The sequence below is a fragment of the Pseudomonas sp. LS-2 genome (assembly GCF_003605735.1).
Classification (GTDB): Bacteria; Pseudomonadota; Gammaproteobacteria; order Pseudomonadales; family Pseudomonadaceae; genus Aquipseudomonas.
Genome location: NZ_QXTJ01000048.1, coordinates 21,559 through 41,514 on the forward strand (window position 1 = coordinate 21,559; position 19,956 = coordinate 41,514).

General features: G+C 62.9%; 8 protein-coding genes. 2 read left to right on the plus strand and 6 right to left on the minus strand.

The window, feature by feature from the left end; genetic code table 11:
• Window positions 1–206 precede the first annotated feature (206 nt).
• From D3M70_RS31390 to D3M70_RS31400, 3 genes are all read right to left on the minus strand, one after another.
• Entirely contained in the window at window positions 207–434 is a 228-nt protein-coding gene (locus D3M70_RS31390; protein WP_120130131.1) for an MbtH family protein, read from the minus strand.
• 93 nt (window positions 435–527) lie between these two features.
• Window positions 528–1,940 carry an aspartate aminotransferase family protein gene (locus tag D3M70_RS31395; RefSeq protein WP_120130132.1) on the minus strand — a complete coding sequence of 471 codons (1,413 nt, stop codon included), beginning with the start codon at window positions 1,938–1,940 and terminating at the stop codon, window positions 528–530.
• A 286-nt stretch (window positions 1,941–2,226) separates the two neighbouring features.
• Complete coding sequence (locus D3M70_RS31400) at window positions 2,227–15,258, minus strand: non-ribosomal peptide synthetase (protein WP_120130134.1); 13,032 nt, start codon at window positions 15,256–15,258, stop codon at window positions 2,227–2,229.
• A 351-nt stretch (window positions 15,259–15,609) separates the two neighbouring features.
• On the opposite strand from D3M70_RS31400, the gene D3M70_RS31405 reads away from it, so the two are divergent.
• Window positions 15,610–16,152, plus strand: coding sequence for an RNA polymerase factor sigma-70 (locus tag D3M70_RS31405; protein WP_120130135.1), 543 nt, complete (start codon window positions 15,610–15,612; stop codon window positions 16,150–16,152).
• Between the two features lie 134 nt (window positions 16,153–16,286).
• On the opposite strand, the gene D3M70_RS31410 is transcribed toward D3M70_RS31405, so the two are convergent.
• Window positions 16,287–17,300, minus strand: a complete 1,014-nt coding sequence (locus D3M70_RS31410; RefSeq protein WP_120130137.1) for a GNAT family N-acetyltransferase — start codon at window positions 17,298–17,300, stop codon at window positions 16,287–16,289.
• A gap of 167 nt (window positions 17,301–17,467) precedes the next feature.
• On the opposite strand from D3M70_RS31410, the gene D3M70_RS33895 reads away from it, so the two are divergent.
• Entirely contained in the window at window positions 17,468–17,599 is a 132-nt protein-coding gene (locus D3M70_RS33895; protein WP_256660058.1) for a hypothetical protein, read from the plus strand.
• A gap of 122 nt (window positions 17,600–17,721) precedes the next feature.
• Here D3M70_RS33895 and D3M70_RS31415 read toward each other — a convergent pair whose 3' ends face one another.
• Both D3M70_RS31415 and D3M70_RS31420 read right to left on the minus strand, forming a co-directional pair.
• Window positions 17,722–18,648 carry a Gfo/Idh/MocA family protein gene (locus tag D3M70_RS31415; RefSeq protein ID WP_120130139.1) on the minus strand — a complete coding sequence of 309 codons (927 nt, stop codon included), beginning with the start codon at window positions 18,646–18,648 and terminating at the stop codon, window positions 17,722–17,724.
• A 70-nt stretch (window positions 18,649–18,718) separates the two neighbouring features.
• The gene (locus D3M70_RS31420) at window positions 18,719–19,906 is read right to left on the minus strand and encodes a XylR family transcriptional regulator (RefSeq protein ID WP_120130140.1); all 1,188 of its coding nucleotides are present in this window, start codon (window positions 19,904–19,906) and stop codon (window positions 18,719–18,721) included.
• Window positions 19,907–19,956 lie beyond the last annotated feature (50 nt).

Below are 19,956 nucleotides of genomic sequence, written 5' to 3' on the forward strand. Positions count from 1 at the left end.
GTAGAAGCAGAACGGCGGCGTGATTCGGGCTCTTGATTCGGCCCGAAGGGCGTAGGAGCAAGCTTGCTCGCGATCTGGCGCGCAGCGGCAGCCAAGCCTGCCTATGCGGTGCACCTGACACACCACGCTGGCTGATCTTACTGCCGCTTCGCGCCAGATCGCGGGACAAGCCACGCTCCTACGCCTTCGGCAGAAGCAGAAAGGAATCAGTGCGCCGTTGCGGCCTGCTCTTCCATTTTCTTGCGCAGGCTCAAGGGACGCATGTCCGTCCAGACTTCCTCGATATACGCCAGGCATTCCTTTTTCAGGCCGCTCTTGCCCACCGTACGCCACCCCTGCGGCACAGCCTTGTAATCAGGCCAGATCGAATACTGCTCCTCGTGATTGACCACTACCTGAAAGAGGATGTCCTCGCGGTCGAATACTGACGTCATTGCTTGTCTCCATCGCTGAAAGGTTCGCCGCGCCGGACGCGCAGCGAAGGTGTAGAGGGTTGTGTAGAAGGAACGGATCAGCCGCCCGAAAAATTAGAGGCTGGCGACCGCAGCGGCGAACGCCCTGCTGAAGATCTGCGCCACTTCATCGATCTGCGCCGCCGTAATCACCAGCGGCGGCAGGAAACGCACCACGCTGCCATGCCGCCCGCCCATTTCCAGAATCAGCCCGCGCTTGAGGCACTCACGCTGTACCAGCGGCGCCAGACGGGCAAATGGCGGCGGGTGCCCCAGCGCATCTTTCTCGCCCTGCGGATCCACGAGTTCGACACCCAGCATCAGACCGCGACCACGGATATCGCCCATCTGCGGGAAATCCCGTTGCAGGATGCGCAGGTGCTCGCTCAAGCGCTGCCCCATGGCCGCTGCGTGGTCGGCGACGTTGTGCTCCTTCAGATACCGCATCACCGCGGAACCGGTGGCCATCGCCATCTGGTTACCGCGGAAAGTGCCGGCATGGGCGCCGGGCTGCCAGGTGTCGAGCCAGTCGCGATACACCACCACCGCCATGGGCAGACTGCCGCCGATGGCCTTGGACATCACCACCACATCCGGGATGATTGCGGCGTGCTCGAAGGCGAACATTTTGCCGGTACGACCGAAGCCGCTCTGAATCTCATCGACGATCAGCGGCACGCCCGCCTTTTCGGTAATCCGACGCACGCCGCGCAGCCATTCGACGTCGGCAGGAATCACCCCGCCCTCACCCTGTACCGCTTCAAGAATGATCGCCGCCGGCAACTGCACACCGGCTTCCGGGTCGTTGAGCAGGCTTTCCAGATAATGCAGATTGGCCTTTACCCCTGCCTCCCCTCCCAGCCCGAACGGACAACGGTAATCGTAGGGGTAAGGCAGAAACTGCACGCCGCTGCTCAGCAACGCGCCCAGTGGACGCTTCGGCCCCAGGCTGCCCATCAGGCTCAAAGCGCCCTGGCTCATGCCGTGATAAGCGCCTTGAAACGACAACACAGTGCTGCGCCCGGTGGCGGTCCGCACCAGCTTCAACGCGGCCTCTACGGCGTCGGTGCCGGTGGGTCCGCAAAACTGGATTTTTGCTTCACTGGACAACGCGGCAGGCAACAGACCGAAAAGGTCCTGAACGAACTGATCCTTGACCGGGGTGGTGAGGTCAAGGGTCAAGAGCGGCAGCTCATCGGCCAGCACCTGTTTGATCGCCTCGATCACCACCGGATGGTTATGCCCCAGCGCAAGCGTCCCGGCACCGGCCAGGCAGTCGATGAAACGGCGCCCCTCAACGTCCTCGACGTGAATCCCGCCGGCACGCTTGAGGGCCAGTGGAAGACGTCGCGGATAACTGCGAGCGTTTGACTCCTGTCGACTCTGCCGGGCAAGCAGAGGCGACTCGTTGAACTGGTAGAGCTTCTCTTCCGGCGCAGGGCTGGCCTGCTCGGACCGATCATCGACAAGACGGGTGACCGTTGACATCTCTCGAACCTCACGCGGGTGAATGGGCGAAAATGCGCTCCCAAAATGCGCAGCCGATTCAGCGCGCAATTGCAGGATTTCCTGTTCTGGAAACGCATCAGCGAGGGAAGGATTTAGACCTTTGGGCGGTTTATTTGAGGGGGCGGCCGATGCCTTGCCTTGATCTTCGAAGCAACACCGCGAACACGCAGAGGACGACGGAATTCAGGACATCAGCGAAAGACCGCAGTGATCTGCGGTCTTTCGCCAGCCCCGTCCGGCAGCGCCTTTCCAACACCTGAAACCCTTACATCCCCTCAAGCTCGGCCATCAGGCCATTCAACCGATCGACCTTCTCTTCACTGATCTCGCTGGCCGCCAATCCATTGATGTAACCGGCCAGTTCCTCCACCGTGCTGCACTCGAACATCGCCCGCAGGGGCACATTGCGCTGCAACGTCTTCTTCACCCGCGAAGCGATCTGGGTCGCCAGCAACGAATGCCCACCCAGCTCGAAGAAATTGTCCAGCACCCCTACCCGCTCGACCTTCAGCACCTGAGCCCAGATGTCCGCCAGCGTCTGCTCCAGCTCGTTGCGCGGCGCCAGATAATCCTGCCCCTGCAACTGACCGATTTCGACTTCCGGCAAGGCCCGGCGATCCAGCTTGCCATTGGCATTGAGCGGCATGCGCTCCAGCCAGATCCAGTGCAACGGCACCATGTACTCCGGCAACTCACCGCGCAGGCGCTGCTTGATCCGATCCAGCCGCTCAGCCTCGGCGAGCGCTGAATCCGCCGCCACCAGATACCCGACCAGATGTTTGCCGTTGGTTGTTTCCTTGACCACGACCGCAGCATCACGCACTTCAGGCTGCTCATGCAGACGCGCCTCGATTTCACCGAGTTCGATGCGATAACCACGGATTTTGACCTGGTGGTCGATCCGCCCCACGTACTCCAGCACACCGTCGCTGCGACGCCGGGCCAGATCACCGGTGCGGTAGAGACGCTCCCCCGGCGCGCCGAACGGGTTCGGCACGAATACCTGCGCGGTACGCGACGGATCGCTGACATAGCCACGACCGACACCGGTGCCCGCCACGCACAGCTCGCCCACCGCACCCGGCGGCACCAGCTCTTGCGCGCCATCGAGCAGGTACAGGCGGTTGTTGTCGGTCGGCATACCAATCGGCAGATACGTGCCGCGCGTCGAGGCCTGATCGACGCGGTAGAACGCCACGTCGTCGGAACATTCGGCCGGGCCATAGGCATTCACCAGACCGATCTGCGGGTAGCGAGACAGCCATTGATGCGCCAGTTCCGGCGGCATTGCCTCGCCGGTCGGCAGCATCCAGCGCAGAGCATCGAGCGCAATACGTTCCTGGCTCAGCATGCCCTGGATCAACGACGGTACGCTTTCCAGCACCGTGATGCCCCGCGCCTGAACGTGGTCGAGCAAACCTTGCGGATCGTGGGCAATGGCGTTCGGCACGATGTCCACGCGCCCGCCGAACAGCGGCGCGGCGAGGAACTGCCAGACCGAGATGTCGAAGCTCTGCGAAGCGGTCTGCGCGATCACGTCATCGGCGCTCAGCGTCAGGTACGGCACCTTGCTCAGCTGGTTGTTGAGCATCCCGCGCTGCTCGACCATCACGCCTTTTGGCAGTCCGGTGGAGCCCGAGGTGTAGATCACGTAGGCCAGGTTGTCCGCCGCGCTGTAGACGCCCGGATTGCTCTGCGGCCATTCACCCTGTTGCACGTCTTCCCAGACCAGCAGCTTCGGTCGCGTGGCGCAGGAATACTCCTCCAGCAACGCCTGCGCCTGAGCGCGACACGCCGCAGAACACACCAGCAAGGGCGTGCGGCTCAGCTCGATGATGCGACCCAGACGCTGCGCAGGCAGGCCCGGGTCCAGCGGCAGATAACCCGCCCCGGCCTTGAAGCTGCCGATGATCATGCCCAGCAGGTCCAGATTACGCTCGGCAAGCAAGGCGACCGGCTGATCCAGGGTCACGCCTGCAGCGATCAAGGCGTGGCCCAGGCGGTTACTGCGCTGATTGAGCGACTGATAGGTGTCCTTTTGATCGAGGCAGGTCGCGGCAACGCGCTGCGGATGTTCAGCGACGTGCGCCTCGAACAGCGCCGCATAGCTCTGCTCCAGCGGATCGGCCCGCTCGCTCTGGTTGCAGTCGTGCAACAGCCATTGTGCTTCCTGTTCGCCGAGCAGCGGCAAGTCCTGCATTTCGCCGTGGAACCCTTGCATCAAGGCCAGTAACAGACGTTTGAATTCGGCGAGCAGGTACTCGACGCTGGCCGTCTCGAAATAGCGCTGATCGTAAGACAGGTGCAGCCCCAGGTCGTCCCCCGGATAGCAGACCACGGTCAACGGGAAATTGGTGTGGGTCCGACCGGAGTCCGAGGTCGCGTTCAGGGTCTGCGCGTGGTCAAGAACAGAGGTTTCCACCGGCGCATTTTCGAACACGAACAGGCTGTCGAACAACGGCTGGCCCTTGGGCAGTTCGCTTTGTTCCTGCAGCGCCACCAGGGGCAGGTATTCGTATTCGCGCAGCTCCATGTTGCGTTCCAGCAGGCCGCTGAGCCAGCTGCGCACGCTGCAACGCTCGCCGTCCTGCGGCAGCGTCACACGCAACGCCACGCTGTTGATAAACAGGCCGACGGTGCGCTGCATCTGCGGCATCTGCACCGGACGCCCCGCCACCGTCACGCCGAACAGCACGTCACGATCGCCACTGAAACGGCGCAGCACCAGCGCCCACGCCGCCTGGGCGAAGGTGTTGACGGTCAGTTGATGCTGCTGCGCCATTTCCTTGAGGCGCAGGCCATCGACAGGGTCCAGACGCGTGTAGCAATCTCCCACCACCATGCCGCCGCTGTCGCCAGCGTGTTCGCGCAGAAACGGTCGGTCGCTGGGTATCGGTGTCGGGCGTTCGAAGCCTCGCAGATTGTCTTTCCACCACTGACGCGCCTCGGCCATGTTCTGGCGCTGCAGCCAGCCGATGTAGTCGCGGTAGCGTGGCGCAACCGGCAATCGGGCTTCACGACCTTCGCCAAGGGCGCTGTAGATTTCGAAGAAGTCGTTCATCAACAGCGAACGGCACCAGGCGTCGATGAGAATGTGGTGATTGCTCATCATGAACCAGTAGCGCGCCTCGCCGACCTTGATCAGCCGCAGGTGGAACGGCGCCTCGCGCAGCAGGTCGAAACCGGCTTCTCGTTCGTCCTTGAGCAGCGCCTGCAAGCGCGCTTCCTGATCATGGGCAGGCACTTCGCTCCAGTCCAGGTAATCGATGCGCGTGGCGCCCGGCGTGTGAATCACTTGCAGCATGTCCTCGCCGATGTTCCAGCAGAACGAGGCCCGCAACGCTTCATGCCGCGCGACGACCGCTTGCCACGCCTGAGCGAACCGCTGTGGGTCGAGCACGCTGTTGATGCGATAACGGTCCTGCATGTAATACAGACCCGTGCCCGGCTCCAGCAACGTATGCAACAACATGCCCTCCTGCATCGGCGTCAGAGGATAAACATCTTCAATCTGGCTTGCGGCCACCGGCAGCGTGTCGAGCTGACTCTGTGTCAGACGCGCCAGCGGGAAATCGGACGGCGTAAGACCGCCACTGCTGTCCGCCAGGCAATGGGCGATCAGACCACGGAGCTCGTCCACGTACGCCTGGGCCAGGGTTTCGATGGTCTGGGCAGCGTGTCGTTGATCGCTGAAGGTGAAGCGCAGCACCAACTCCCCCGCGTACACCTGGCTGTCGATGCTCAACTCGCTGGGCAATGAGGCATCGGGATCGTGGGCCAGCCCCGCCGATGCGTCCAGCGGACGGAACAGCGCGTGGTCGGCGAAGCTCTGGTCGAACTGGCCCAGGTAGTTGAACGTGATCGGCGCCTGGGGCAGTGCCGCCATCGTCTGGCGCGTTTCGTCATCGGCCAGATAACGCAGGACGCCAAAGCCCAGCCCCTTGTGTGGCACGGCGCGCAGTTGTTCCTTGATGGCCTTGATCGAGGCGCCCTGTTCCGCGCCATGTGGGCTTAAACGCACCGGATAGGCACTGGTGAACCACCCCACGCTGCGGGTCAGGTCGATGTCGTCGAACAGCGCTTCGCGGCCATGACCTTCGAGCTGAATCAGCGCCGAGGCTTGCCCGTTCCACTGGCAGAGCGTGCGGGCCAGCGCGGTTAAGAGCAGGTCGTTGACCTGCGTGCGATAAGCCGCGGGCGCCTGTTGCAACAACTGCCGTGTGGTACTGCTGTCGAGACGCACGCTGACTTGCCGCGCGTGGCGATTCTGTTTTGCACCCTCGGCGTTCAAGCCCGGAAGCTCGGTGGATGGACCGGCCAGTTGCGTCTGCCAGACAGCCAGTTCCTCGCGCAACGATTCGCTGCCGGCATAGGCCTGCAAGCGCCCGGCCCAGTCACGCATGGCGCTGGTCTTGGCAGGCAGTTTCACTGGCCGGCCGTCCAGAACGTGACGATACGCAGTCTGCAGATCATCCAGCAGAATGCGCCACGACACGCCGTCCACCACCAGGTGATGAATCGCCAGCAGCAGACGCTGCTCGGCATTCGGACCGTCCACCAGCACGGCGCACAGCAACGGGCCGTCGGTGAGATGAAACCCGCGTTGCGCTTCGCTGAACAGGTCCTCGCACTGATCGAGGGACGTCACCTGAACCTGACGCAAAATGCTCGCGTCCACGGCCTCGCGAAAATGCGCAATCCATTGGCTGCCCGATTGGGCGAAACTCAGGCGTAGTGCATCGTGATGACTCAGCACCGCCTTCAACGCCAGCTCCAGCCCATGGGGGTCGAGGCGATCGACCGGTTGCAACACCACGGCCTGGTTCCAGTGCTGGCGCTGAGGGATTTCCGTGTCGAAGAACCAGTGCTGGATCGGCGTCAACGCCGACGCGCCAGTCAGTGACCCTTGCTCGACGCCGACGGTCGCACTCCGGGTCGCGACCGCCGCCAGGGTTTGCACCGTCTGATGCTGGAACAGATCGCGAGGGCTGAAGTGAATCCCGGCCTGACGTGCACGGCTGACGACCTGGATCGACAGGATCGAATCACCACCCAGCTCGAAGAAGTTGTCATCCAGACCGACCTGCGCGACGCCCAGCACGTCGCACCAGATGACCGCCAGCGCCTGCTCCAACGGATTGCTCGGCGCCACGTAGGACTGGCGATTGAGGGTCACATCCGGCATTGGCAAGGCGCGACGGTCGAGCTTGCCATTGGCGGTCAACGGCATTGCCTCCAGCAGCATCAGGTGCGTCGGTACCATGTAGTCCGGTAACTGGCTGCGCAGGTGAGCCTTCAGCGACTCACGCAGTTGCGCCTGTTCCGCGTCGCCCTGCGCGGCATCATCGCTGACCAGATAACCGGCCAGTTGCTTGCCGCCTGCCATGTCCAGCGCCAGCACCACGGCCTCGCGAACACCGGGATACTCAAGAAGACGATTTTCGATCTCGCCCAGCTCAATGCGAAAACCGCGAATCTTCACCTGATGGTCGATACGCCCCAGGTATTCGACCAGGCCATCGGCACGTTGCCGAACCAGATCGCCGGTGCGGTACAAGCGACCGCCGTCGGCCGAGAATGGATCGGCCACGAAACGCTCGGCGGTCAGCCCTGAACGCTGGTGATAACCCTGCGCCAGGCCGGCGCCGCCGACGTACAGTTCGCCCGTCGCGCCCCGGGGCAGCAAGGCCAGGTCGGCGTCGAGAATGTACGCCACGCGATCCCCGATCACCTGCCCGATCGGTACGCTGCCAGCGCCCTCTTCCAGGGCCTGCGGCGCCAGGCTCGCCAGCGGCATGACCACCGTTTCGGTCGGTCCATAGGCGTTGAAAAACACCTGCGGGGTAAAAGCGGCCCGAATCCGCTGCAGATGCTCGCCGGTCAGCGCCTCGCCCCCGGTGATGCACATGCGCACCGGCAGGGTCTTGTGGTGGGTCGCGAGCCATTGCGCCAACTGACTGCCAAAACTGGGGGTAAAACCCAGAACGCTGACCTGTTGCTCGTCGATCAACTGGCAGATTTCTCCCGCGTCCCACTGACCCTGAGCGCGCAGAACCACACGCGCACCACTGAGCAACGGCACCAGCAAGCGCTCGCTGGCGGCGTCGAAATTGATGGAATAGAAATGCAGTTCGCAGTCGTCGGGACGCATGCCGAAACGCTCGATGACCGCCTGGCAATGCATGGCGATTTCACCGTGGGACACCACCACGCCTTTCGGCTTGCCGGTCGAACCCGAGGTGTAGATCAGGTACGCCTGATGCTGCGCCAGAGTGCTCAGTGGCAAGTCTTCAACCGGGTAGGTCGCCAGTGTCGCACCGTCATCTTCAAGGCACCCCCTGCTAACGCCCGACGGCAGCGGGCCCAAGGCTTGCAGCAAGGCGGGATGACTGAGCAACAGGCTCAGGCCGCTGTCCTCGATCATGTAATGCAACCGATCAAGCGGGTACTCAGGGTCCAGCGGCACATAGGCACCGCCCGCCTTGAGGATCGCCAACAGACCGACCACCATCTCCAGCGAGCGCTCCAGCGCCAGGCCGACGCGGACCTGCGGGCCGACACCCTGCTCGCGCAGTCGCCAGGCCAGTCGATTGGCGCGGCGATTAAGTTCGGCATAGCTCAGGGTCTTGCCAGCGAAGGTCAGCGCGGGGGCATCGGGACGCACCGCCACCTGCTGTTGGAACAGCCCATGAATGCAGTCATCGGAAACCTTCGCAGCCTGAGCCGGGCCAAGGCTTGCGAGCAGCTTCTGGTGTTCCACAGCCCCCAGCAGCGTCAGTTCGCTGAGGCGTTGTTGCGGGTTTTCCAGCAAGGCATGCAGCAGATTGCGCCAGTGCCCGGCCATGCGCGCGATGGTCGCCTCATCGAACAGGTCGGTGCTGTAGGTCAGGCAGCAACCGAGACGATGATCCAGATCGGTGACCTCCAGATTGAGGTCGAACTTGGTCGCCCGCGCATCGTTGACCAGATACTCGACGGTCATCCCGCCCAGCGTGCGGCTCTGCTGGAATTCCCAGCGCTGCACGTTGCACATCACCTGGAACAGCGGGTTGTAGGCTGCACTGCGCGTCGGCTGCAGGGCTTCGACCAGATGATCGAACGGCAGATCCTGATGGGACTGCCCCTCGATGACCGTCTGGCGCACCTGCGAGAACAACTCGCCCACGGTCATTTGTCCGTCGAGCTGACAACGCAGCACCTGAGTATTGAGGAACGCACCGATCAGCCCTTCGCTCTCCGGGCGGATACGGTTGGCCACCGGTGCGCCGATGCGCAGATCGTTCTGGCCGCTGTAGCGATACAACAGGACCGCCAGCGCCGCGGTCATGGTCATGAACAGGGTCAGGCCGTTCTGCGCATTGAAGTGACGTACTCGTGCGGCGAGTTCATCGCTCAGATCGAAACGGTACAACTCGCCGAGATGGCTCTGTACCGCAGGCCGAGGACGGTCGCTCGGCAGCTCCAGCAACGGGTGCTCGTTGCCCAGTTGAGCGAGCCAGTAATCGAGTTGGCGCTGACGTTCACCGGACTCCATCCACTCCCGCTGCCAGACGCTGTAATCGAGGTACTGCACCGGCAATGGCGGCAGGGGCGACTCGCGTTCGTCGATGAACGCTTCGTACAGCGCGCTCAGCTCCCGGGCGAAGATGTCCATCGCCCACCCCTCGGTGACGATGTGATGCAGCGTCAGAACGAAGTAATGCGTCTGCTCGCCCGCCTTGACCAGATGCCCGCGCAACAGTGGCCCGCGTTCCAGATCGAACGGCAAATGGGCCTCGCTGTCCGCCAGCGCCTGCAATTGCTCCTGGCACTGCTGTGAATCGAGGGCGGAGAAATCCTGCCAGCCGAGGGTGAGGCCGGTCTGCGAATTGACCTGCTGACAGGCCACACCGTCGATGCTCGGGAACGTGGTGCGCAAGGTTTCGTGGCGCATGATCAGCGCCTGCAATGCAGACTCGAATCGTCCGACATCCAGCACCCCGCTCAAACGCGCCATGCCGCCGACGTTGTAGGCCGGGCTGTCAGGTTCCATCTGCCAGAGGAACCACATGCGCTGCTGCGAATAGGAGAGCGGCACGGGCCGAGTGCGATCCACTGCCGCAATCGCCGATTGCGGGTTACGCAGCCCCGAGGTCTGGGCCTGGCTGACCCGCTCGGCAAAGGCGCCAAGCTCTGGCGCTTCAAACAGCACCCGCAACGGCAGCTCGACGTCACAGGCCTGACGCACGCGGGAGATGATCTGCGTCGCCAGCAACGAATGCCCGCCCAGTGCAAAGAAATCGTCACGCAGGCCGACGCCGGACACGCCCAGCACTTCACGCCAGATGGCGGCAATTTGTTGTTCCAGCGGCGTCTGCGGCTCGACGTGCTCACGCACCTGCCACTGCGGCTCAGGCAGGGCGCGGCGATCCAGCTTGCCACTAGGGCTCAGGGGCATGACGTCCAGACGCATGAGTTGCGCCGGGACCATGTATTCCGGCAGTGCGCGTTCCAGCGCCTGTTTCAGTCGCAGGACCTGATCGCGCTCGGATTCGCGGGCGTCTGGATCGCCGCTGAAGTCAGCGCTGAAATAGCCGATCAACTGCGGGCCGGACGCCGTTTCGCGCACCAGGACGGCGGCCTGATCGACGCCTTCCAGCGCCAGCAGACACGCTTCGATTTCTTCTGGCTCGACACGGAAGCCGCGCAGCTTGACCTGCTGGTCGAGTCTGCCCAGATATTCCAGCACCCCATCGCCGGTCCAGCGCGCAAGGTCGCCGGTGCGATACAGGCGCGCGCCCGGCTCGCCCAGTGGGTCGGCGACGAAACGCTCGGCGGTCAGCCCCGGACGCCCCAGATAACCCCGCGCCAGACCGACACCGCCGATGCACAGCTCGCCCGGAACACCGCTGGGCAGTGGATTGAAATCGCTGTCCAGCACACGGCATTGCACATTGCCCAGCGGTCGGCCAATCGGCGAGCGCTCGCCATCGTCGACAGCGCACTGCCAATGGGTAACGTTGATCGCCGTTTCGGTCGGGCCATAGCGGTTGTGCAGCTGCACCGACGGCAACCGGGTCAACACTCGGTCGCGCAACTGCGCGGAAAGCGCTTCACCCCCGCAGAACAGGCGACGCAGGCTGGTGCAGACGCTGACGCGCGGCTCGCCGATGAACACATGCAGCAGCGGCGGCACGAAGTGCAGCGTGGTCACGCCGAAGGCCTGGACCAACTGCGCAATGCGATGGGGATCGCGGTGCTCGCCGGGGCCTGCGAGCAGCAGACGGCAGCCCGTGATCAGTGGCCAGAAGCACTCCCAGACCGACACGTCGAAGCTGATCGGCGCCTTCTGCATCAGCACGTCAGACTCGTCCAGGCGGTAGGTGTTCTGCATCCAGTGCAGGCGCTCGGCCAGCGCGCCATGGGTGTTACCGACACCCTTGGGCTGCCCGGTGGAGCCTGAGGTGTAAATCACATAAGCGAGGTTGTCAGCGTGCAAATGCAGGCCCGGAGAATGGCTGGACCAGTTGTCGAGTTTCAACAGGTCCATGGCGATGGCGCTGACGCCGTCAGCGACCGGCAGCCCGTCGAGCAGATGACTCTGGGTCAACAGCAGTTGAGCACCGCAATCCTCGAGCATGAAGGCCAGACGGTCCGCCGGGTACTCCGGGTCCAGCGGCACATAGGCACCACCGGCCTTGATGATCGCCAGCAGGCCGATGAGCAGTTGCGGCGAACGCTCGGCGGCGATCGCCACGCAGACATCAGGCCCGACGCCCTTGTCGCGCAGGTAATGCGCCAGTCGGTTGGCCTGAATGTGCAGCGCGGCGAAATCCAGACTGCCGCCCTCCCACATCAGCGCAACGCGCTCCGGCGTGCGCATCGCCTGCTGATCGAGCAACGCAGGCAGCCAGCAGGTCGGCGACGCTTGCGGCGCCACGCCCCAGTTCATCAAGGCGGTGCGCTCGGCCTCGCTCAGCAGCTGGACATCACCGATGGCCTGTTGTGGCTGTTCGGTGACCTGTTGCAGCAGGTGCATGAAGTGCCCGGCCAAGCGCTCGATGGTGGCGGTGTCGAACAACTCGTCGGCGTAGTCGAAGGCCAGCGACAGTCGTCCGTTGCGGTCTTCTTCGCTGTGCAACTGCAGGTCGAACTTGGCCTGGCGACTGTGCCAGGGCATCTCGTCGGCCAGCAGACCGGGCAGACGACGCAATGCGCCGAGGTCACGTTGCTGGTGGTTGAACATCACCTGGAACAGACCGTGCTCGCGCGCCTCGGGGAAGGCTTCGAGCAATTGCTCGAACGGAAGGTCCTGATGGGCCTGGGCGCCAAGGGTGGCCAGACGTGTACGGGCAAGCAGATCGGCGAAGGGCGTGCGCGAATCCAGCTCGGCACGCAGCACCAGGGTGTTGATGAAGAACCCGATCAGTCCTTGGGTTTCAGCCCGTGGGCGGTTGGCGCCGGGGACGCCGATGCGAATGTCACGCTGACCGCTGTAGCGATGCAGCAGGCCCTGAAACGCGGACAGCAGGAGCATGAACGTGGTCGACTGATAGGCCTGCGCCGTCTTGCGCACCGCGTCGCTGAGGCTGGCGTCCAGACGCAGGCTCAACCGCGAGGCACTGTGGCGCTTGTGTGCCGATCGCGGATGGTCAGTGGCCAGAGCCAACACCGGCTGCCCGTCGCCCAGCTGCGCTTTCCAGTACGCCAGTTGCTGCGCGGCCTGCCCTTGGGCCAGCCATTGACGCTGCCAGCTTGCGTAGTCGGCGTACTCCAGCGGCAGCGCCGCCAGTTCTAAAGACTGCCCTTGAACGTGCGCGGCATACAGACGCGAGAACTCGTCGATCAGAATGTTAAGCGACCAGCCATCGGCGACGATGTGGTGCAGTGTCACCAGCAAATGGTGCTCTTGTTCATCGAGGCGGATCAGCGTCACACGCAGCAAAGGACCCCGTTCGAGATCGAACGGCGCCTGAGCGTCTTCATCGCGAATCTGTCGGGCCTGGGCGTAGCGCTGTTCGTCCGGCAGATCGGTGAGATCGCGCCGCTGAACGGCAAACGGACCCGGCGCGTCGATGCGTTGCAGCGCCTGACCATCGCGTTCGTAAAAGCGCGTACGCAGCGAAGCGTGGCGTTCAACGAGCCGCTGAAAACTGGCGCGCAAAGCGTCTTCGTCCAGTTCGCCGCGCAGGCGCAGAGCACCGGGGATGGTGTAGGCGCTGCTCTGCGGCTCCAGTTGCCAGAGGAACCACAGACGGTTCTGCGCCAGCGACTGCGGCAGGGCTTCGTCGCGAGGCAAGCGGGGAATCGCCCCTTGAGCGACGCCGCCATCGCGTTGTTGCCGGGCGATGTGTGCGGTGAAGGCAGCCAGGGTCGGCGCCTCGAACAACAGTCGCAGATTCAATTCCAGACCCAGGGTATGACGCACGCTGGCGACCACCTGGGTGGCCGCAATCGAGTTGCCGCCCAGCAGGAAAAAGTGGTCATCACTGCCGACGTGCTCGACTTGCAAGTGCTCGGCCCAGATCCGGCCAATCTGCCTTTCCAGTGCGTTGGCCGAATCTGTGTTCTCGCCCCTTTGTGTCGGCGACCGATCAGGAAACAGCGCGTAGCTGTCCAGCGTGCCATCCGCCAGACGCTGGCGGCAGGCGGAACGTTGCAGCTTGCCGCTGGAGGTCTTCGGCAACGCGCCGGGATTGAGCAGCACCACCACACTCGGGGCTTGCTGGCAGGCATCGGCGACGGTCTGGCGCAAGGTCTTGATCAGGGCTTCGGGCGTCAGGATTTTTTGCACGCTGCGGCTGATCTCGGCGGCGATCCCGATGCCTTCCTCGCCATCGACTGTCACCGCGAAGGCGGCAACCCGCCCTTTGCGCACCACTTCCACTTCTCGCTCGATGGTCTGCTCGATGTCCTGCGGATAGAGGTTATGGCCGCGCACGATCAGCATGTCTTTCAGGCGACCGGTGATGTACAGCTCGCCGTCGCGCACAAACCCCAGATCGCCGGTGCGCAGCCAGATCTGCCCGTCGGCCTCGACGAAACTTGCAGCGCTGGCTTCAGGATTACGCCAATAGCCGTGAGCGATGCTCGGCCCGCTGGCCCAGACCTCGCCCACCTGATTGTCCGCCCGCGGCTCCAGACTGTTCGGCTCTACCACGCGTACGGCATGGCCCGGCTGGCCGGTGCCGCAACTCATGACCACGCTGCCGCTCTCTGAAGTCTGGGCGGGCCGCGCGCGGTTCTGCCGCAACGCCTGCTCATCCAGAGACAACGCGCCAATGCCGTGACCGCGCTTGCCGCCGGCCACGAACAAGGTCGCTTCTGCCAGGCCATAGGAGGCGAAATAGCTCTGGTCGCTGAAGCCGCAAGGGGCGAACTTTTCGGCGAACTGTTGCAGGGTGTCGAACCGGATCGGCTCGGAGCCTGAATACGCGACGCGCCAGCGACTCAGGTCCAGCCGCGCCAGCGCCGACCCGCTGACCCGCTCGGCGCACAAGCGGTAGGCGAAGTCCGGGCCCCCACTGATGGTGCCGTTGAACTCGCTGATCGCTTCCAGCCAGCGCACGGGCCGCGCCAGAAAATACGCCGGGGACATCAGCACGCACGGCACACCACTGAAGATCGGCTGCAACAATCCGCCGATCAGGCCCATATCGTGGTAAAGCGGCAACCAACTGACGATCACGTCATCCGGATTGAGGTCGATGCCGAAACCGTGGCGAATCAGTTGTTCGTTGGCGACCAGGTTGCCGTGGCTGACTTGCACCCCCTTGGGCAACGACGTCGAGCCGGAGGTGTACTGCAGAAACGCGATGTCATCAGCCTTGATATCCGGCATCTGCCAGCGCTCGGCCCGCGCGCTGTCCAGTGTGTCGACGCACAGCAACTGCGCGGCTTCCTGCCCCTTGAACTCGTCCATTTCCAGCAGCGGTTCGCGCAGTGCTGTGTGGGTCAGCACCACACGCGGCTCCGCGTCGTCGATGATCGACACCAGACGCTGCTGATGATGATGACGCGAGGACTCTGGCGGATACGCAGGCACTGCGATCACCCCGGCGTACAGACAACCGAAGAAGGCGGCGACGTAATCCGGGCCACTGTGAAACAGCAGAACGGCGCGCTCGCCCACTGCCGCGAACCTTTGCAGAGCCGCTGCGATGGTTCGCGCGCGCAGGTCCAGATCGCGATAGGTGAGGACCGCCCCCTGGTCCTTGTGTTCGGCCAGGAAACGCAACGCCAGACGATCCGGCGTCGAGGCGGCGCGACGTTGCAGGGCGTGGACCAGAGTGGTGGGGAGTTCGAACGCGTCCATCATGAAAGTCCTGAGTGGAGTCGGTTGACGATTAAGGAGTGCAGAATGCCGCCTGAGCACCATCGGCCCGGCATGCGGCGTTGAAGAATGCGGGTGGGGACACCTGGACAGTTGTCCGGTCCGTCATCCAGAAGAACGGATGACTCGAGGGAATAATTAGTCGCACATACGTCTGAAATCGTCGGCGCCCACGATCCAGATTGGCGCGAAGCCAAGTGAGAAGCACCAACAACGGTCATCTATTTCAAATCTTAATTGACAATCATTATCATTAACCATAATTTGTCGCACGATGTGTACAGGCCCCTCCCCGGGTCATGCCCCTGCTACCTCATTCGCGACAAGGTGATTTTCATGACGGATCAAGTATCTCCCATCAGGCGCGGTTCACCGTTACTTCAGGCTTTTATAGAAAATCGTCAGATTCTGGTAAAGATCGCCGCCCGCATCACCGGATGCCGGTCCAGAGCCGAGGACGTCGTGCAGGATGCCTTCTTCCGATTGCAGTCGGCGCCGGAGATCACCTCCTCGTTCAAGGCTCAGCTCAGCTACCTGTTCCAGATCGTGCGCAACCTGGCCATCGACCATTACCGCAAACAGTCGCTAGAGTTGAAGTACTCGGGGCCGGAGGAAGAAGGCTTGAACGTCGTCATCCAGGGGGCATCGCCGGAAACCTCGCACATCAACTTTTCGACGCTGGAGTCCATCGCCGACGCGCTGTCCGACCTGCCGCCGCGCACGCGCTACGCGTTCGAGATGTACCGCCTGCACGGTGTCCCGCAGAAAGACATCGCCAAGGAACTGGGCGTCTCGCCGACACTGGTCAACTTCATGATTCGCGATGCATTGGTGCATTGCCGCAAGATTTCCGGACAGCAGAAAAACAGCGCGGCCTGAACCCCACGGCACCGACGAAACCCTTCACGCAGCAAACCCGATCAGCAGGCGTCGCACCCGACATCGGGGCGAGCCTGCGGCCACTGTGATCCGCCCTCTCCTTGCAGCCGCCGCCAACTGCAGACCTCGTTGCCTCAGCTCAAGGCGCAGCGATCGAAAAAGCGTTCACGCCCCAGCATCATCAAGGCCGCGCGCTTGTGCGGAAAATCGAATTCCTTCTCGCAGTGAAAACACTGGTTGTGCATGTACCCGATCATGCGCTGATTGTCGGCGCGCGGTTCGGCCACCACACGCTGCGTGCGAGGGTCGTCGAGAAACAGGTAATGCACCAGCGCCGACAGCCAGCTCGCCACTTTGTGTGAACCACGGTGATGTTCTTCGCCCACCAGCATGTGAATGCCACGGTCGTAATTGTCGGCGTCATAGAACGGCGCGATACGGTCTTCCCTGGCCCAGTAGGCTTCAAAATAGGCGAACGGTTCGTCATCGAAGCAGCCGATCAACGTCAACGTGTGCGGATCTGCCTCCAGTTTGCTCAGGTATTCGCGGTGCTGCTGCACGCTGCCACCCTCTTGCCAGAATGCGAGCACGCGGGGGTTGTTCTGCCAGCGATTGAAGCGCTCGACATCGCCCTCGACTTCCACCGTGCGCAGTGAAACCCAGGCCCCGAGCCGTGCATCGAATCGTCGGTACACCTCGCCACGCGGTTTGGTGGCGCGCAACGGATGGCGCTTGCCGTCGGTGATCGCCATCTGTTGCGGATAGGTATCGCTGAATGACTGACCCAGCCAGGGCTGTGGCAATTGCCAGAACAAGGTGCGTTCACAGAGGTATTGGCCTGTGACGGACCCCGGAATCAACAGGCCGCTGCGCAAGGCTTCGTCCGGTGATCGGGCCAATGACCAGACCAGCCGCTGACGCGCCGGGTCACGTGCAAACAGCCAGTAACAGGCCGCCCACAAGGCTTGGCCATCGGGTGTCGCCTGCACGTCCTGCAACGACAGTTGAAGAGTGTCACCCCGCGCGAGGACGAGCTGAATCAGCGGCTGCCCCTCCAGAACCAGACTCAGACGGCTATCGGTTTCATCGGCGCCGAGTCGGCGGCCAGACGGCAGAGACAAGGACGTCAGATCGTGCAGGGTGGACATGGCGGCGCTCACGTAATCGATGATGGTTGTAAACACATGACGTGAGCCAACTGCAGAAATTTAACCGGGGCTTGATGGTGCGCTCGCGGCTGAAGACCCGGCAGGCGGGGAGAAAGCCTTTGGTATCAATATGATCGATAGTCAAAATAGCGTTGACCGACGTTCATTTGTCGAAGGCAGACAGGGATGATGGCGCCATCGATTTCAAAGGACCTGTCGCCGTGTCTATAAACATGACCATTTTGCTGATGCTGATCGTTTCTTTTTCCATTGCGCTGGCGGGTGTCGGGCAGTTCTGAATCCCCAGCCCTGCGGGAGCCGGCCTGACAAGCCGGCCTGCTGGCGAAGGCGGTGCCTCAGGCACATCGTTGTCGACTGATCGTGCGCCGTCGCCAGCAAGCCCGCTCCCAGCCGCAATCAGTTATTCATGAAAATCCGCAACGGTTTGCTTGCTGCCGACGAAGAAACTGTCCGCCACGATGCGCAACGGCTGCAAGTCCAGATCGCTCAGTCCGTCAGCGATCAACCGTGCAAAGTGTTTGTACATCGCCGGGTATTCGCCCTCCTCTGACACCCCCTGCGTCACCCCATCGATGCTGACCTGCGCGCCGCCCGAATCCAGACGCATCACTCCTTCATCACTGTGCAGCTCGATGCGCCACAGCTCGTTGTCGCTGTGATCGAAATCCAGCTCCGCGGACACCGGCACCTGCTCGCCGGAACGCATCTGGATCGAAGCGGCCATCGGCGACTGACAGTTGCCCGGCACGCTCAATTCGGCGGACTGAACGAACAACGCCCCCGCCAGCAGCTCGGTGACGATCGACAAGGCGTTGATGCCCGGATCGAACACGCCCAACCCACCCGCCTGCCAGATCCAGGTTTGCCCCGGGTGCCATTTGCGCACCTGCTCTTTCCACTCGACACGCACCTGCTTGAGCGCCTTGCCCTGGAGCCACGCTTTGGCGTTGGCCACACCGGGTGCGAAACGCGAGTGCCAGGCGAACAGACCGCTGACACCGGCCTTCCCCACCTCGTCGATCAAGGCCATGGCCTCGCCCAGCGTCGAGCACGGCGGCTTTTCCACCAACACATGCTTGCCTGCGTCCAGCGCTTGCTGAACCAGAGCGAAGCGTCCTTGCGGTGGGGTGCAGAAGGCAATCGCATCCACCTGCGGGCCATGGGCGAGCAGATCGGCCAGCGAGCTGAAGTTATCGACGCCGGGGCACGGTTGGCCCAGCGTGGCGACAGACACCAGCGTGAACTGAGGGTTGGCGCGGATCGCCGGCACATGCTGGTCCTGCGCGATCTTGCCGTAACCCACCAGCCCTAAACGAATCGGATGCATCGATGACTCCTGTGATGTTGTCGTTGTTATGTACGGCCACGGGCCTCATGGCCCGTAGTCTGAGCGCGAATCAATGAAGCGGTGCCGCGACCTCTTGCTGGTACTCGCGGGGTGTGCAGCCGAACTCGCGGCGAAACACGGTGTGCAGGTACTGCGCGGATTTGAAGCCGCAATTCTGTGCGATGTCGGCGATGGCCGAATCGCTGTTTTCCAGCCTCGATGCAGCGGCGGCCAGTTTGAAGCGCAGGATTTCGTCATGCACGCTGCAACCGCGCGCCTTGCGAAAGTGCGACTCCAGCGAAGAACGGGAAATGCCCACATAGCCCGCGACCTGTGCGGTCTTGATGCCCTGGCATGCGTACTGACGAATGAAGTGCAGCGCCTGCATCACGTAAGGATTTCCCAGCGGCTGATGCAGACTCGACGCCTGCACGTTGATCGCTTCGGGCGGGACCAGGATCTGCTGGGTGCTCGAGGGCATACCGTGGAGCATCTGATGCAACAAGGCGGCGGCGGTGCGGCCCATGCTTTGCGTGCCCTGAATCACTGAACTCAACGGCACGCGGGTCAGGGTGCGGGTCAGCGGGTCGTTGTCGATGCCGATCAGCGCCACTTGCTCCGGCACCGCGATCCCCGCGGTCAGGCACGCTTGCAGCAACTGCCGGGCGCGGGCGTCGCTGACGGCAATGATGCCGATGGGTTTGGGCAGGCTTTGCAGCCAGGCGATCTGCTGCTCCACGGCGCTGTCCCAGAGTGGCGCGCTGGTACTCAGGCCACGATAGATTTCCCCGCGCAGACCGTCGCGCTGGAGCAAGCGGCGAAAGGCCTTCTCTCGTTCCTGCGCCCAGCGATTGCTCTGCGCTTCAGGCAGGCTGAAGCAGGCGAAACGGGTCAGCCCGGCTTCGATCAGGTGTTCGTAGGCCAGTTTGATCAGGGCAAAGTTATCGGTCGCAACATAGGGAATGTGTTTGGGGTAGGCGCGTTCATTTTCGTAGGAGCCGCCTACCGCCACTACCGGCAATTTGCTTTCGGCCAGGGCTTCGCCAATCAGCGGGTCGTCGAAGTCGGCAATGATGCCGTCGCCTTGCCAGCGCTCGATGCCTTTGAGCCGGCATAGAAAATCTTCCTCCAGGAACAGGTCCCAGGAGGCGCGCGTGCTGCTCAAGTAATTGCCGATGCCAGTGATGATGCCGCGATCGTAGATCTTGCCGCCGTTGAACAGGAGCGCGATGCGATGCACGGGCGGGACGGTTTTCATTGTTTTTCTCCCGAGCCGGTAAAACCGGTCGGCACAGACTAGGCCTGCGC